13 protein-coding genes are annotated in these 12,991 nt (G+C 64.1%); 9 read left to right on the top strand and 4 right to left on the bottom strand.

What is annotated here, in order from left to right; all coding sequences use genetic code 11:
• Positions 1–3: 3 nt before the first annotated feature.
• From purL to OU800_RS18010, 3 genes are all read left to right on the top strand, one after another.
• Complete coding sequence (purL, locus tag OU800_RS18020; RefSeq protein WP_268178714.1) at positions 4–3,900, top strand: phosphoribosylformylglycinamidine synthase; 3,897 nt, start codon at positions 4–6, stop codon at positions 3,898–3,900.
• A gap of 151 nt (positions 3,901–4,051) precedes the next feature.
• Positions 4,052–4,366, top strand: a complete 315-nt coding sequence (locus OU800_RS18015; RefSeq protein WP_330221393.1) for a CDGSH iron-sulfur domain-containing protein — start codon at positions 4,052–4,054, stop codon at positions 4,364–4,366.
• A gap of 141 nt (positions 4,367–4,507) precedes the next feature.
• Positions 4,508–4,825, top strand: coding sequence for a Nif3-like dinuclear metal center hexameric protein (locus OU800_RS18010; protein WP_268178712.1), 318 nt, complete (start codon positions 4,508–4,510; stop codon positions 4,823–4,825).
• Between the two features lie 60 nt (positions 4,826–4,885).
• Here the strand turns inward: OU800_RS18010 and OU800_RS18005 are convergent, their stop codons facing one another.
• Positions 4,886–5,389, bottom strand: a complete 504-nt coding sequence (locus OU800_RS18005; protein ID WP_268178711.1) for a L,D-transpeptidase family protein — start codon at positions 5,387–5,389, stop codon at positions 4,886–4,888.
• A gap of 18 nt (positions 5,390–5,407) precedes the next feature.
• Entirely contained in the window at positions 5,408–5,962 is a 555-nt protein-coding gene (locus tag OU800_RS18000; protein ID WP_268178710.1) for an NUDIX hydrolase, read from the bottom strand.
• Positions 5,963–6,110: 148 nt separating this feature from the next.
• Between OU800_RS18000 and OU800_RS17995 the strand changes: the two genes are divergently transcribed.
• The 5 genes from OU800_RS17995 to OU800_RS17975 are packed head-to-tail and all read left to right on the top strand — an operon-like array spanning position 6,111 to position 9,374.
• Positions 6,111–6,716 carry a CoA pyrophosphatase gene (locus OU800_RS17995; RefSeq protein ID WP_268184368.1) on the top strand — a complete coding sequence of 202 codons (606 nt, stop codon included), beginning with the start codon at positions 6,111–6,113 and terminating at the stop codon, positions 6,714–6,716.
• 12 nt (positions 6,717–6,728) lie between these two features.
• Entirely contained in the window at positions 6,729–7,253 is a 525-nt protein-coding gene (locus OU800_RS17990) for a gamma carbonic anhydrase family protein (RefSeq protein ID WP_268178709.1), read from the top strand.
• Complete coding sequence (locus tag OU800_RS17985; RefSeq protein WP_268178708.1) at positions 7,246–7,440, top strand: DUF1289 domain-containing protein; 195 nt, start codon at positions 7,246–7,248, stop codon at positions 7,438–7,440. The genes OU800_RS17990 and OU800_RS17985 overlap by 8 nt, the downstream gene beginning before the upstream one ends.
• A gap of 21 nt (positions 7,441–7,461) precedes the next feature.
• Entirely contained in the window at positions 7,462–8,643 is a 1,182-nt protein-coding gene (gene purT, locus OU800_RS17980; RefSeq protein ID WP_268178707.1) for a formate-dependent phosphoribosylglycinamide formyltransferase, read from the top strand.
• Entirely contained in the window at positions 8,640–9,374 is a 735-nt protein-coding gene (locus OU800_RS17975; RefSeq protein ID WP_268178706.1) for an SGNH/GDSL hydrolase family protein, read from the top strand. Before purT ends, OU800_RS17975 begins: the two co-directional genes overlap by 4 nt.
• Here OU800_RS17975 and OU800_RS17970 read toward each other — a convergent pair.
• Together OU800_RS17970 and OU800_RS17965 are read right to left on the bottom strand one after the other, a co-directional pair.
• Positions 9,346–10,632, bottom strand: coding sequence for an HlyC/CorC family transporter (locus OU800_RS17970; RefSeq protein ID WP_268178705.1), 1,287 nt, complete (start codon positions 10,630–10,632; stop codon positions 9,346–9,348). The genes OU800_RS17975 and OU800_RS17970 overlap by 29 nt on opposite strands.
• 10 nt (positions 10,633–10,642) lie before the next feature.
• The gene (locus tag OU800_RS17965) at positions 10,643–11,443 is read right to left on the bottom strand and encodes a cytochrome C assembly family protein (RefSeq protein WP_268178704.1); all 801 of its coding nucleotides are present in this window, start codon (positions 11,441–11,443) and stop codon (positions 10,643–10,645) included.
• 159 nt (positions 11,444–11,602) lie between these two features.
• On the opposite strand from OU800_RS17965, the gene ffh reads away from it, so the two are divergent.
• A complete protein-coding gene (ffh, locus tag OU800_RS17960) occupies positions 11,603–12,982 on the top strand; it encodes a signal recognition particle protein (RefSeq protein ID WP_268178702.1) in 1,380 nt (459 codons plus the stop codon).
• Positions 12,983–12,991 lie beyond the last annotated feature (9 nt).

Below are 12,991 nucleotides of genomic sequence, written 5' to 3'. Positions count from 1 at the left end.
ACGATGTTGATTCTGCGCGGCGCTCCCGCTCTTTCCGCTTTCCGCCATGGCAAATTGCTCGAGCAACTGACCAGCAAGGTGCCGGCCGTGACCGGGCTGTACGCCGAGTTCGCACACTTCGCCGATGTCACCGGCGTTCTGACTGCCGATGAAGAGCAGGTGCTGGCCCGCCTGCTCAAGTACGGCCCGAGCGTGCCGGTACAGGAGCCCAGCGGCAAGCTGTTTCTGACCATTCCGCGTTTCGGCACCATCTCGCCCTGGTCGAGCAAGGCCAGCGACATCGCCCGCAACTGTGGCCTGAGCAAGATCCAGCGCCTGGAGCGTGGTATCGCCTACTACGTCAGTGGTGAGTTGAGCGAGGCCGACAGCGCCGCCGTCGCCAGCCTGCTGCACGACCGCATGACCCAGCTCGTGCTGGGCGCGATGGAGGACGCTGGTGCGCTGTTCAGCCACGCCGAGCCCAAGCCGCTGACCGCCGTCGACGTGCTCGGCGGTGGCCGCGCCGCGCTGGAGCAGGCCAACCAGGACCTCGGCCTGGCCCTGGCCGAGGACGAAATCGACTACCTGGTGAAGAGCTTCAATGACCTGGGGCGCAACCCGCACGACATCGAACTGATGATGTTCGCCCAGGCCAACTCTGAGCACTGCCGCCACAAGATCTTCAATGCCAGCTGGGACATCGACGGCGAGAGCCAGGACAAGTCGCTGTTCGGCATGATCAAGAACACCTACCAGATGCACAGCGAAGGCGTGCTGAGCGCCTACAAGGACAACGCCTCGGTCATTGTCGGCCACACCGCTGGGCGTTTCTTCCCCAATCCGGATACCCGCGAGTACGGCGCTAGCGTCGAGCCCGTGCATATCCTGATGAAGGTGGAAACCCACAACCACCCGACCGCCATTGCCCCGTTCCCCGGCGCTTCCACCGGCTCCGGCGGCGAGATCCGCGACGAGGGCGCCACCGGCCGTGGCGCCAAGCCGAAGGCCGGCCTGACCGGCTTCTCGGTCTCCAACCTGAATATCCCCGACTTCCTCCAGCCCTGGGAAAAGCCCTACGGCAAGCCCGAGCGCATCGTCAGCGCGCTGGACATCATGATCGAAGGCCCGCTGGGCGGCGCCGCGTTCAACAACGAGTTCGGTCGCCCGGCCCTCAACGGCTACTTCCGTACTTTCGAGCAGGCGGTCAGCAGCCCGCGTGGCGAGGAAGTGCGCGGTTATCACAAGCCGATCATGCTCGCCGGCGGCCTCGGCAACATCCGTGAGAACCACGTGCAGAAGGGCGAGATCTCGGTCGGCGCCAAGCTGATCGTGCTCGGCGGCCCGGCCATGCTCATCGGCCTGGGCGGCGGCGCCGCGTCGTCGATGGCCACCGGTGCCAGCTCGGCTGATCTGGACTTCGCCTCGGTACAGCGCGAGAACCCGGAAATGGAGCGCCGCTGCCAGGAGGTCATCGACCGCTGCTGGCAGTTGGGCGAAGCCAACCCGATCAAGTTCATCCACGACGTCGGTGCTGGTGGTATCTCCAATGCCCTGCCGGAGCTGATCAACGACGGTGGCCGTGGCGGTCGCTTCGAGCTGCGCAACGTGCCCAACGACGAGCCGGGCATGGCCCCGCACGAAATCTGGTGCAACGAGTCGCAGGAACGTTACGTACTGAGCGTGGACGCCGCCGACTTCGAGCGCTTCCAGGCCATCTGCGAGCGTGAGCGCTGCCCCTTCGCTGTTGTGGGCGAGGCGACTGCCGAGCCCCACCTGACCGTCACCGACAGCCATTTCAGCAACACCCCGGTGGACATGCCGCTCAACGTGCTGCTGGGTAAGCCACCGCGCATGCACCGCAGCGTCAGCCGCGAAGCGGAGCAGGGCGATGACTTCGACGCTGCTGGTGTGGATCTGCAGGACGCGGTATCGCGCGTGCTGCGTCACCCAGCCGTGGCCAGCAAGAGCTTTTTGATCACCATTGGCGACCGCACCATCACTGGCCTGGTAGCGCGCGACCAGATGGTCGGCCCCTGGCAGGTGCCGGTTGCCGATTGCGCCGTGACTGCCACCAGCTTCGATGTCTACACCGGCGAAGCCATGGCCATGGGCGAGCGCACCCCGCTGGCGCTGCTCGATGCCCCGGCTTCCGGGCGCATGGCAGTGGGTGAAACCATCACCAACCTGGCCGCCGCGCGCATCGAAAAACTCTCCGACATCAAACTGTCGGCCAACTGGATGGCCGCCGCTGGTCATCCAGGTGAAGACGCGCGTCTGTACGACACCGTCAAGGCCGTGGGTATGGAACTGTGTCCGGCGCTGGGTATCACCATCCCGGTGGGCAAGGACTCCATGTCGATGAAGACCCGCTGGCAGGACGAAGACGGCGAGAAGAGCGTGACCTCGCCGCTGTCGCTGGTGATTTCCGGTTTCGCCCCGGTACAGGACGTGCGTCAGACCCTGACCCCGGAACTGCGCATGGACAAAGGCGAGACCGACCTGATCCTGATCGACCTCGGCCGTGGGCAGAATCGTCTGGGTGGCTCGATCCTGGCGCAGACCCATGCGCAGATCGGCCAGAGCGTGCCGGACGTCGACGATGCCGAAGACCTCAAGGCCTTCTTCGCCGTGGTGCAGGGCCTGAATGCCGATGGCCACATCCTTTCCTACCATGACCGTTCCGACGGTGGCCTGCTGACCACCGTGCTGGAAATGGCCTTTGCCGGTCACTGTGGTCTGGCCCTGAGCCTCGATGCTCTGGCCGATGCCGTGACGGAGCTGCCGGCTGTGCTGTTCAACGAAGAGCTCGGCGCGGTGATCCAGGTGCGCCAGGATGCTACCGCCGAAGTGCTGGCGCAGTTCAGCGCTGCTGGTCTCGATGACTGCGTGGCGGTGATCGGCCAGCCGGTCAACAACGGCGAAATCGTCATCAGCTTCCAGGGTGAAGCGGTGTTCACCGGCGAGCGTCGCCTGCTGCAGCGTCAGTGGGCGGAAACCAGCTATCGCATCCAGCGCCTGCGCGACAACGCCCAGTGCGCCGATCAGGAATTCGATCTGCTGCTGGAAGAGGACAATCCCGGTCTGTCGGTCAAGCTTGGCTATGACGTCAACCATGACATCGCTGCGCCCTACATCAAGAAGGGTGTGCGTCCGCAGGTGGCGATCCTGCGTGAGCAGGGCGTCAACGGTCAGGTGGAAATGGCGGCAGCCTTCGACCGCGCCGGCTTCTCCGCCATCGACGTACACATGAGCGATATCCTCGCCGGCCGTGTCAGCCTGGAGCAGTTCAAAGGCCTGGTGGCCTGTGGTGGCTTCTCCTACGGTGACGTGCTCGGCGCTGGTGAGGGCTGGGCCAAGTCCATCCTGTTCAACGCCCGTGCCCGCGAAGGCTTCCAGGCCTTCTTCGAGCGCAAGGACAGCTTCGCCCTCGGTGTGTGCAACGGCTGCCAGATGATGAGCAACCTGCACGAGCTGATCCCTGGCACCGAGTTCTGGCCGCACTTCGTGCGCAACCGCTCCGAACAGTTCGAGGCGCGTGTGGCCATGGTGCAGGTGCAGGAGTCGGCGTCGATCTTCCTGCAGGGCATGGCTGGTTCGCGCATGCCCATCGCTATCGCCCATGGCGAAGGCCATGCCGAGTTCGAGAGCGAGGAAGCTCTGCTCGAGGCCGATCTGTCGGGCACCGTGGCGCTGCGCTTCGTCGACAACCACGGCAAGGTCACCGAGACCTACCCGGCCAACCCCAATGGTTCGCCCCGTGGGATCACCGGCCTGACCAGCCGCGACGGTCGCGTCACCATCATGATGCCGCACCCCGAGCGTGTGTTCCGCGCCGTGCAGAACTCCTGGCGCCCGGACGAGTGGCAGGAAGACGGCGGCTGGATGCGCATGTTCCGCAACGCCCGCGTCTGGGTGGATTAATAGCGGCCGCGTAGCGGCCTTCTGATGACCCTCTCCCATTCATGGGAGAGGGTGCCCGAAGGGCGGGAGAGGGTGTTGTGCCCCGCGCAAACCCTCTCCTCCCGCAAGCGGGAAAGGGGAGCAGGGCGCGTAGCCCGGATGCAATCCGGGAATGATCCCTGCCACACTCCCCGGATTTCATCCGGGCTACGCTGCCATGGCCGAAGACGCTCGCCCCATCCTCCCCGAAGTTCGCCTGGTCAAACCCGGTGAAACTCATCGCCTGTGCCGCTGCGGTCATTCTCCCGAGCTGCCGGACTGCACACCCCATTGCTGCCAGTCCCTGATCCTGCGACCTGAGCGTGAGCAGCACCTGCTCCTGTGTCGCTGCGGCCGTTCCGCCGAGCTGCCTTATTGCGACGGCAGCCATAGCCCTTCGGCGCCTGGTTGGCGTGGCAAGTGGCGGCGATTTCTCCGCGGCGAGTGAACAGGCCAGGCCAGGTTGCGGTCGAAAAAAACAGAATGCGGCAACGCGTCAGTCATTTTTAGAAGGCGGTCTCTGTATTAGGGTGAGGCAAAATGCCATCATCTTGGCGTCAAAGAGTGCCTGTGGTTTGCGGAGAGCCTGATGTACAAACTGTGTTTCTACGTACCGGAAGCCCATCTGGATCCGGTGAAAAAAGCGGTATTTGCCGCCGGTGGTGGGCGTGTCGGTGATTATGACCACTGCTGCTGGCAGGTTCTGGGGCGAGGTCAGTTCCGTGCGCTGGAGGGCAGTCAGCCATTCATCGGCCAGGTTGGCAGAATCGAGGAGGTCGCGGAGTGGAAGGTGGAAATGGTCGTCGCCGACGAGCTGATCCACGATGCGGTCAAGGCCCTGAAGAAGAGTCACCCGTACGAGACGCCTGCCTTCGATGTCTGGCGCCTGTCCGACCTGCAGTTCTGAGTCGATCCCCAAGAGGCGGCAGCAGCGCGATGCCGTCTCTGCTCCTACCGGCCTTTGATCTCAGGGCCTTATCTCGATCAGCGTGCCATCCCTGACCAGGCTCCACACCTCGCGTATGTCGTCGTTCTTCATGGCGATGCAGCCTTCGGTCCAGTCCAGGGTGTGGAAGAACCATTCCGGATATTCCTCGTCCAGTGGCGTGCCGTGAATCATGATCATGCTGCCTGGAGGCACGCCGGCTTGCTTGGCTTTGGCCAGGTCGCGGGCGTTGGGGTAGGAGATGTGCAGCGATAGTTGGTACTTGTCGCTGGGCTTGCGCCAGTCGATCCAGTAGAAGCCTTCCGGGGTGCGCAGGTCGCCTTCGCGTTGCTTGGCGCCACTGGGCTGCTTGCCCAGGGAGATGCGATAGCTCTTGATGGTCTCGCCGCGTTGCTGCAGGTAGAGCTTGCGCTCGGATTTCATCACCAGCACCTTGTCCACCGTGCGGCTGCCGTCGACGACGGGGCTGCTGGCCAGGGTGTTGAGGCTGAGGGTCAGGCAAAACAGGGTGAGCAGCCAACGCATCGAAGGTATCCGCAAAGGTCAACGGGGTGTGGAGTGGGCACGCAGCGGCGCCAGCGGCTCGTTGCGCACCGGAAAGACGTTCTGTCGCCGGTCGGCGAAGAAGCATTCTAAGGTACGGCCTATGGTGGGGAAAGCCAGCTCTGACCAGGGGATCTCGTTTTCGTCGAACAGGCGCACTTCCAGGCTTTCTTCGCCGGCGGCGAAGTCCAGATCCACCAGTTCGGCGCGGAACAGCATGTACACCTGGCTGATATGTGGCAGGTCGAACAGGGTGTAGAGGTTGAGGGCGCGCACCCGTGCGCAGGCTTCTTCCAGGGTTTCGCGGGCGGCGGCCTGCTCGATGGTCTCGCCGTTTTCCATGAAGCCGGCCGGCAGCGTCCAGTAGCCGCGACGGGGTTCGATGGCGCGGCGGCACAGCAGCACCTGCTCGCCCCATACCGGCAGGCAGCCGGCGACGATGCGTGGGTTCTCGTAGTGCACGGTGCTGCAGTGGCCGCAGACATGGCGCAGACGGTTATCGCCGGGCGGGATCATATGGGTGACGGGGTTGCCGCACTGGCTGCAGAATTTCATGCGCTGTCCTCTTTCCTGGCGCTATCTTGGCGGCCTGCGTGGTGGCCGGCAAGGCCGCCATCGGGGCTGAATCGTCCTGTCGTCGGGGTTGGGTGGTTGGCTGCTTTCATGCCATGATGCCTGGCAAAACAAGATTCCGAGTATGCCCATGCTGGACGAGTTGCTCCATCGCCTGCGCGGCTACAGCCCGCGCCTTCTGGAGACCGAGCGCAGCTTCCCCGAGGCGGCGGTGCTGGTTCCGATCACTCGCAGTGATGAACCCGAGCTGGTGCTGACGCTACGCGCCAGTGGCCTGTCTACCCACGGTGGCGAAGTGGCGTTCCCCGGTGGCCGGCGAGATCCCGAGGACGTCGACCTGATCCATACCGCGCTGCGCGAAAGCGAGGAGGAGATCGGTCTGCCACCCGGCCTGGTGGAAGTGCTCGGGCCGCTCAGCCCACTGGTTTCGCGCCATGGTATACGGGTCACGCCCTATGTCGGGCTGGTGCCCGACTACGTCGAGTACAAGGCCAACGACGCCGAGATCGCCGCGGTGTTTTCCGTGCCACTGGAGTTCTTCCGCAGCGACCCGCGCGAGGTCACCCATCGCATCGATTATCTCGGGCAGAGTTGGTACGTGCCGTCCTATACCTACGACGAGTACCGCATCTGGGGCCTGACCGCGATCATGGTGGTGGAGCTGGTCAACCTGCTTTTCGACGACGCACAGATTTCCCTGCACCAGCCGCCTGAACATTTCATCCATCTGCGCTGAGGACTGACGCTCATGAAATATCGCCTGGGAAACTCTCGTGTCGAGGCTCACCCCGAGAGCTGGATAGCACCGAGCGCCGACCTTATCGGCAAGGTGCGTCTGGAGGCCGGTGCCAGCGTCTGGTTCGGCGCCGTGCTGCGTGGTGACAACGAGTTGATCCACATTGGCGAGAACAGCAATGTGCAGGACGGCAGCGTCATGCATACCGACATGGGTTTTCCGCTGACCCTGGGCAAGGGCGTCACCGTCGGCCACAACGTCATGATGCATGGCTGTACGGTGGACGATTACAGCCTCATCGGCATCAATGCGGTGATTCTCAACGGCGTGAAGATCGGCAAGTACTGCATCATCGGCGCCAACAGCCTGATTCCCGAGGGCAAGGTGATTCCCGATGGCAGTCTGGTGATGGGCAGCCCCGGCAAGGTGGTGCGCGAGCTGACCGAGCAGCAGAAGAAGATGCTGGAGGCCAGCGCCGCCCATTACGTTCATAATGCGCAGCGCTTTGCCCGCGACCTGGTACTGGACGATGAGTGACGAGAAACCCGTGCGTTCGCCCTGCGTGCAGGTCTGTGCCCTGGACGAGCAGGATATCTGCATCGGCTGCCAGCGCACGGCGGATGAAATCACTCGCTGGGGCCGCATGGACAACGTCGAGCGCCGCGTGGTGCTGCAACACTGCCTGGAGCGCGCGCGTGCTTCCGGCCTCTTAATGACTTCCTGATTCACTGTTCGAGGAACACTCATGCCCCGTATTGGAACCCCCCTGTCTTCTTCCGCAACCCGTGTACTGCTGTGTGGCTGCGGTGAGCTTGGCAAGGAAGTGGTGATCGAGCTGCAGCGTCTGGGCTGCGAAGTCATCGGCGTGGATCGCTACGCCAATGCGCCGGCCATGCAGGTGGCTCATCGCAGTCACGTCATCGACATGCTCGACGGTGCGGCTCTGCGTGCGGTGATCGAGCAGGAGCAACCGCACTACATCGTTCCGGAGATCGAGGCCATCGCCACTGCCACCCTCGTCGAGCTGGAGGCCGAAGGTTTCAACGTGGTGCCGACCGCGCGTGCTGCGCAGTTGACCATGAATCGTGAGGGCATCCGCCGTTTGGCAGCCGAGGAGCTAGGCCTGCCCACTTCGCCCTACCACTTTTCCGACAACTTCGAGGACTACGTGGCGGCAGTGAAGTCCGTCGGCTATCCCTGCGTGGTCAAACCGATCATGAGCTCCTCCGGCAAGGGCCAGAGCGTGCTGAAAAGCGACGCCGACCTGCAGAAGTCCTGGGACTATGCTCAGGAAGGTGGGCGTGCCGGCAAGGGCCGGGTGATAGTCGAGGGTTTCATCGACTTCGACTATGAAATCACCCTGCTCACCGTGCGTCACGCCGGTGGCACCAGCTTCTGCGCACCGATCGGCCACCGCCAGGAGAATGGCGACTATCAGGAGTCCTGGCAGCCGCAGCCGATGAGCGCGAAGGCGCTGGCCGAATCCGAGCGCGTTGCCCTGGCGGTGACCGAAGCGCTTGGCGGCCGTGGCCTGTTCGGCGTCGAGCTGTTCGTCAAGGGCGATCAGGTGTGGTTCAGCGAGGTATCGCCGCGCCCGCACGATACCGGCCTGGTGACGCTGATCTCCCAGGATCTGTCCGAATTCGCCCTGCATGCCCGCGCCATTCTCGGCCTGCCGATTCCGGCGATCCGCCAGATGGGCCCGTCGGCTTCGGCGGTGATTCTGGTCGAAGGCAACTCGCAGCAGGCCAGCTTCGCCAATCTCGGCGAGGCCCTGTGTGAGCCGGATACTGCCTTGCGTCTGTTCGGCAAGCCTGAGGTTAAGGGCCAGCGGCGCATGGGCGTGGCGCTGGCGCGTGACGAGTCCATCGAAGCCGCGCGCGCGAAAGCGCTGCGCAGCGCTCAGGCGGTTCGCGTCCAGTTGTGAGTCGGCAGGCGCTGTGGTGGCTGGCGGCGGTGCCGCTGCTGCCCTTGGCGCTGCCTCTGGCCTTGCACACCCGGCGCACGGCGTTGCGCCTGCCGGTTGCGCAGGGCGAGCCGAATGGCGTCGCTGCCGCGCATCTGCCGGGTGAGCCCTTGCGCCTGCTGCTGGTCGGTGAATCGACCGTGGCGGGTGTCGGCGTCACACACTTCGAGCAGTCCCTGGCCGCCTGCCTGGCGGCAGCCCTCGCCGAGCACCTGAGGCGCCCCGTGCGCTGGCGCGCCTGCGGCGAGAACGGCATCACCGCAGCTCAGGCTCATGAGCGTCTGTTGCCGCAGGCGCTGAGCGAGCCGGCCGATCTGGCGCTGCTGGTATTCGGCGTCAACGACACCACTCGCCTCACGCCGAGCAAAGTCTGGATGCAAGCGCTGGCCGGGATGGCCCGTGCGTTGGGCGGGCAGGGCTGCCGCGTGGCGTTCAGTGCAGTGCCGCCGCTGCAGCACTTCAGCGCCTTGCCCTGGTTGTTGCGGCAACTGATGGGCTGGCGGGCGCGCATGCTCGATCAGGAGCTGCAGCGGGTGGCGCGGGATCTGGGAGCGCTGCATTGCGCCCTGGATCTGCCGTTCGAGGCGCGCTACCTGGCCGAGGATGGCTGCCATCCTTCGGCGCTGGGCTATCAGTGCTGGGGCGAGGGGCTGGCGCTGCGTGTCAGTCCGCTGCTGGCGTCTGCGGCCTGAGCTTTTCCGCCTGCCAGACGCGCACGCTCTTCACCCGATTTTCCGCTGCCTGGAGGATTTCCAGGCGGTAGGGGCCGATCTTCAGGCACACGGCGCTGTCGGGAATGCTCTCCAGGGCCTCGGTGATCAGGCCGTTGAGGGTCTTGGGGCCGTCGCTGGGCAGGTGCCAGCCGAGCGCCTTGTTCACCTCGCGGATGTAGGCGGCGCCATCGATGACCTGGGTGCCGTCGTCCTGCGGGTGAATGTCGGGGCTGCGCAGGCTGTCCTGATTGCTGAAGTCGCCAACGATTTCTTCGAGGATGTCTTCCAGGGTGACGATGCCGATGACTTCGCCATATTCGTCGACGACGATGCCGATGCGGCGTTTTTCCTTCTGGAAGTTGATCAGTTGGGTCGCCAGCGGGGTGTTTTCGGGGATGAAGTAAGGCTCGTTGCAGGCTGCCAGCAGGGATTCTTTGCTCAACTGGTCATGGCTGAGCAGGCGGGCGATCTGGCGCATGTGCACCACGCCCTCGATCTGGTTGATGTCGCTGCGATACACCGGAAGACGGGTGTGATGGGTGGTGCGTAGCTGCTCGATGATGCTTTCCAGATCGTCCTCGAGGTCGATGCCGGCCACCTCGTTGCGCGGGATCATGATGTCATCCACGGTGACCCGTTCCAGGTCGAGAATGCTCAGCAGCATGCTCTGGCGATTGGCTGACATCTGCGGGCCGGACTCGCGCACCACGCTGCGCAGCTCCTCGGTGGACAGGCTATCGCTGGCGCGCTGCGACGGATCGACCCCAACCAGGCGCAGCAGCAGGTTGCTGATGGCGCTGGTCAGCCACACCACCGGATAGAGCAGGCTCTGCAGCAGGCTGAGCACGCGGCTGGCGGGGAAGGCCACCATTTCCGGGCGCAGCGCGGCCAGGGTCTTGGGGGTGATTTCACCGAAGATCAGCACGATGATGGTGAGGCCGGCCGTGGCGATGGCGATACCCGCTTCGCCCCAGATTTCCACTGCCAGTACCGTGGCGATGGAGGCGGCGAGGATGTTGACCACGTTGTTGCCCACCAGAATGGTGCCGAGCATGCGATCGGGGTGTTCTAGCAGGCGCGCAACGCGCTTGGCGCCCTTATGCCCTTCCTTGCTCAGGTGCTTGAGCCGATAACGGTTGATGCTGAGCATGCCGGTCTCGGAGCTGGAGAAGAAGGCCGAGCAGAGGATCAGGAAGATCAGCAGGCCGATCAGGTGGCTCGAATGGGGGGCGTCCATGACGGCTTTCTCAGATGTGCAGGATGAATTCGCGCACCAGCTTGCTGCCGAAATAGGCCAGCATCAGCAGGCAGAAGCCGGCCAGCGTCCAGCGGATGGCCTTGTGCCCACGCCAACCCAGTTGATGACGCCCCCACAGGAGCACGGCGAATACCACCCAGGCGAAACAGGAAAGGATGGTCTTGTGCGCCAGGTGCTGGGCGAACAGATCATCGATGTACAGGGCCCCGGAGAGCAGCGACAGCGACAGCAGCAGCCAGCCGGCGAAAAGGAAGCCGAATAGCAGGCTCTCCATGGTCTGCAGCGGTGGGAAGTTCTTGATCAGCCCGGAGGGGTGCTTGTGCTTGAGCTGATGGTCTTGCAGCAGCAACAGGATTGACTGGAAAACGGCGATGGTGAGCATGCCGTAGGCCAGGATCGACAGCAGGATATGGGCAAGGATGCCGGGGTGCTCGTCGATCGGATCGATCGTGCCGCTGGGCATGAACTCTGCCGCCAGCACCGTCAGGGTGCCCAGGGGGAAGAGCAACAGCAGCAGGTTTTCCACCGGAATGCGCAGACAGGCCAAGAGAATCAGGGCGATCACCGCCCAGGCGATGAGGCTAGCGGCGTTGAAGAAGTCCAGGTTCAGGCCGTGCACGTCAAATAACTGGTAGAACAGGCTGACCCCGTGGAAGCACAGGGCGAGCACGCCGAGCAGCGCCAGCAGGCGTTTGTCGGCGACGCTGCGCTGGGTCAGGCGCAGACCTTGATAGGCGGTGGCGCCGGCATAGAGGAGGGCGGCGGCGAGGCTGGGCAACAGAGGGTGCATAAATCCGTGTAGGGCGAGCCCGAAAGGCGCTGAGTGTGGCACAGATGCCTGCCTGCACGAAAGACCGCCGGCGGTGTCGATGAGGCGGCGACTTGGCTATAATCGGCCGCCTGTCGCACCCCGGGTTGCCGGGTCGCACCCCATTCGTAAGGAACGTGCATGTTCGAGAATCTCACCGACCGCCTTTCCCAGACGCTGCGTAGCGTCACCGGCAAGGCCAAGCTGACCGAAGACAACATCAAGGACACCCTGCGCGAAGTGCGCATGGCCTTGCTCGAGGCCGACGTGGCCTTGCCAGTGGTCAAGGACTTCGTCGGCAAGGTCAAGGAGCGCGCCGTTGGCACCGAGGTGTCCAAGAGCCTGACCCCGGGCCAGGCCTTCGTGAAGATCGTGCGCGCCGAGCTGGAAGAGCTGATGGGCGCGGCCAACGAGGATCTGGCACTCAACGCCGCGCCGCCTGCCGTGGTGCTGATGGCTGGCCTGCAGGGTGCGGGCAAGACTACCACCGCTGGCAAGCTGGCCAAGTTCCTCAAGGAGCGCAAGAAGAAGTCGGTGCTGCTGGTCTCTGCCGACGTCTATCGCCCGGCGGCGATCAAGCAACTGGAAACCCTGGCCGGCGACCTGGGTGTTACCTTCTTCCCCTCCGATGCCAGCCAGAAGCCGGTGGACATCGCCAATGCGGCGATCCGCGAAGCCAAGCTGAAGTTCATCGATGTGGTCATCCTCGATACCGCCGGTCGTCTGGCCGTGGATGCCGAGATGATGGCCGAGATTCAGGCGTTGCACGCGGCGGTCAAGCCGGTCGAGACCCTGTTCGTGGTCGACGCCATGACTGGCCAGGATGCCGCCAACACGGCCAAGGCCTTCGGCGAGGCGCTGCCGCTGACCGGCGTGGTGCTGACCAAGGTCGACGGCGACGCCCGTGGCGGTGCGGCGCTGTCGGTACGGCATATCACCGGCAAGCCGATCAAGTTTATCGGTATGGGCGAGAAGAGCGATGCGCTCGAGCCCTTCCACCCGGATCGCATCGCGTCGCGCATCCTCGGCATGGGCGACGTGCTCAGTCTGATCGAGCAGGCCGAGCAGACCCTCGATCGCGAAAAGGCGGAGAAGCTCACCAAAAAGCTGAAGAAGGGCAAGGGCTTCGACCTCGAAGACTTCCGCGACCAACTGCAACAGATGAAGAATATGGGTGGCCTCGGCGGCCTGATGGACAAGCTGCCGTCCATCGGTGGCGTCAACCTCTCGCAGATGGGCAACGCCCAGGGCGCGGCCGAGAAGCAGTTCAAGCAGATGGAGGCGATCATCAACTCCATGACTCCGGCCGAGCGTCGCGACCCGGACATCATCAGTGGCTCGCGCAAGCGTCGTATCGCGATGGGCTCCGGCACCCAGGTGCAGGACATCGGGCGCTTGATCAAGCAGCACAAGCAGATGCAGAAGATGATGAAGAAATTCACCGCCAAAGGTGGCATGGCCAAGATGATGCGCGGCATGGGCGGCATGCTGCCCGGCGGCGGTGGGATGCCGAAGTTCTAGGGCCTGTTG

The organism is Pseudomonas sp. GOM7, from assembly GCF_026723825.1.
Classification (GTDB): Bacteria; Pseudomonadota; Gammaproteobacteria; order Pseudomonadales; family Pseudomonadaceae; genus Aquipseudomonas.
Note: the sequence above shows the minus strand (reverse complement) of the source record. Positions and strands in the feature narration are given on the sequence as shown.

Excerpts from the sequence above, each read along its gene's own strand:
- purL (WP_268178714.1), top strand. The coding sequence starts at position 4 with ATGTTGATTCTGCGCGGCGCTCCCGCTCTTTCCGCTTTCCGCCATGGC.
- OU800_RS18015 (WP_330221393.1), top strand. The coding sequence starts at position 4,052 with ATGATCCCTGCCACACTCCCCGGATTTCATCCGGGCTACGCTGCCATG.
- OU800_RS18010 (WP_268178712.1), top strand. The coding sequence starts at position 4,508 with ATGTACAAACTGTGTTTCTACGTACCGGAAGCCCATCTGGATCCGGTG.
- OU800_RS18005 (WP_268178711.1), bottom strand. The coding sequence starts at position 5,389 with ATGCGTTGGCTGCTCACCCTGTTTTGCCTGACCCTCAGCCTCAACACC.
- OU800_RS18000 (WP_268178710.1), bottom strand. The coding sequence starts at position 5,962 with ATGAAATTCTGCAGCCAGTGCGGCAACCCCGTCACCCATATGATCCCG.
- OU800_RS17995 (WP_268184368.1), top strand. The coding sequence starts at position 6,111 with ATGCTGGACGAGTTGCTCCATCGCCTGCGCGGCTACAGCCCGCGCCTT.
- OU800_RS17990 (WP_268178709.1), top strand. The coding sequence starts at position 6,729 with ATGAAATATCGCCTGGGAAACTCTCGTGTCGAGGCTCACCCCGAGAGC.
- OU800_RS17985 (WP_268178708.1), top strand. The coding sequence starts at position 7,246 with ATGAGTGACGAGAAACCCGTGCGTTCGCCCTGCGTGCAGGTCTGTGCC.
- purT (WP_268178707.1), top strand. The coding sequence starts at position 7,462 with ATGCCCCGTATTGGAACCCCCCTGTCTTCTTCCGCAACCCGTGTACTG.
- OU800_RS17970 (WP_268178705.1), bottom strand. The coding sequence starts at position 10,632 with ATGGACGCCCCCCATTCGAGCCACCTGATCGGCCTGCTGATCTTCCTG.
- OU800_RS17965 (WP_268178704.1), bottom strand. The coding sequence starts at position 11,443 with ATGCACCCTCTGTTGCCCAGCCTCGCCGCCGCCCTCCTCTATGCCGGC.
- ffh (WP_268178702.1), top strand. The coding sequence starts at position 11,603 with ATGTTCGAGAATCTCACCGACCGCCTTTCCCAGACGCTGCGTAGCGTC.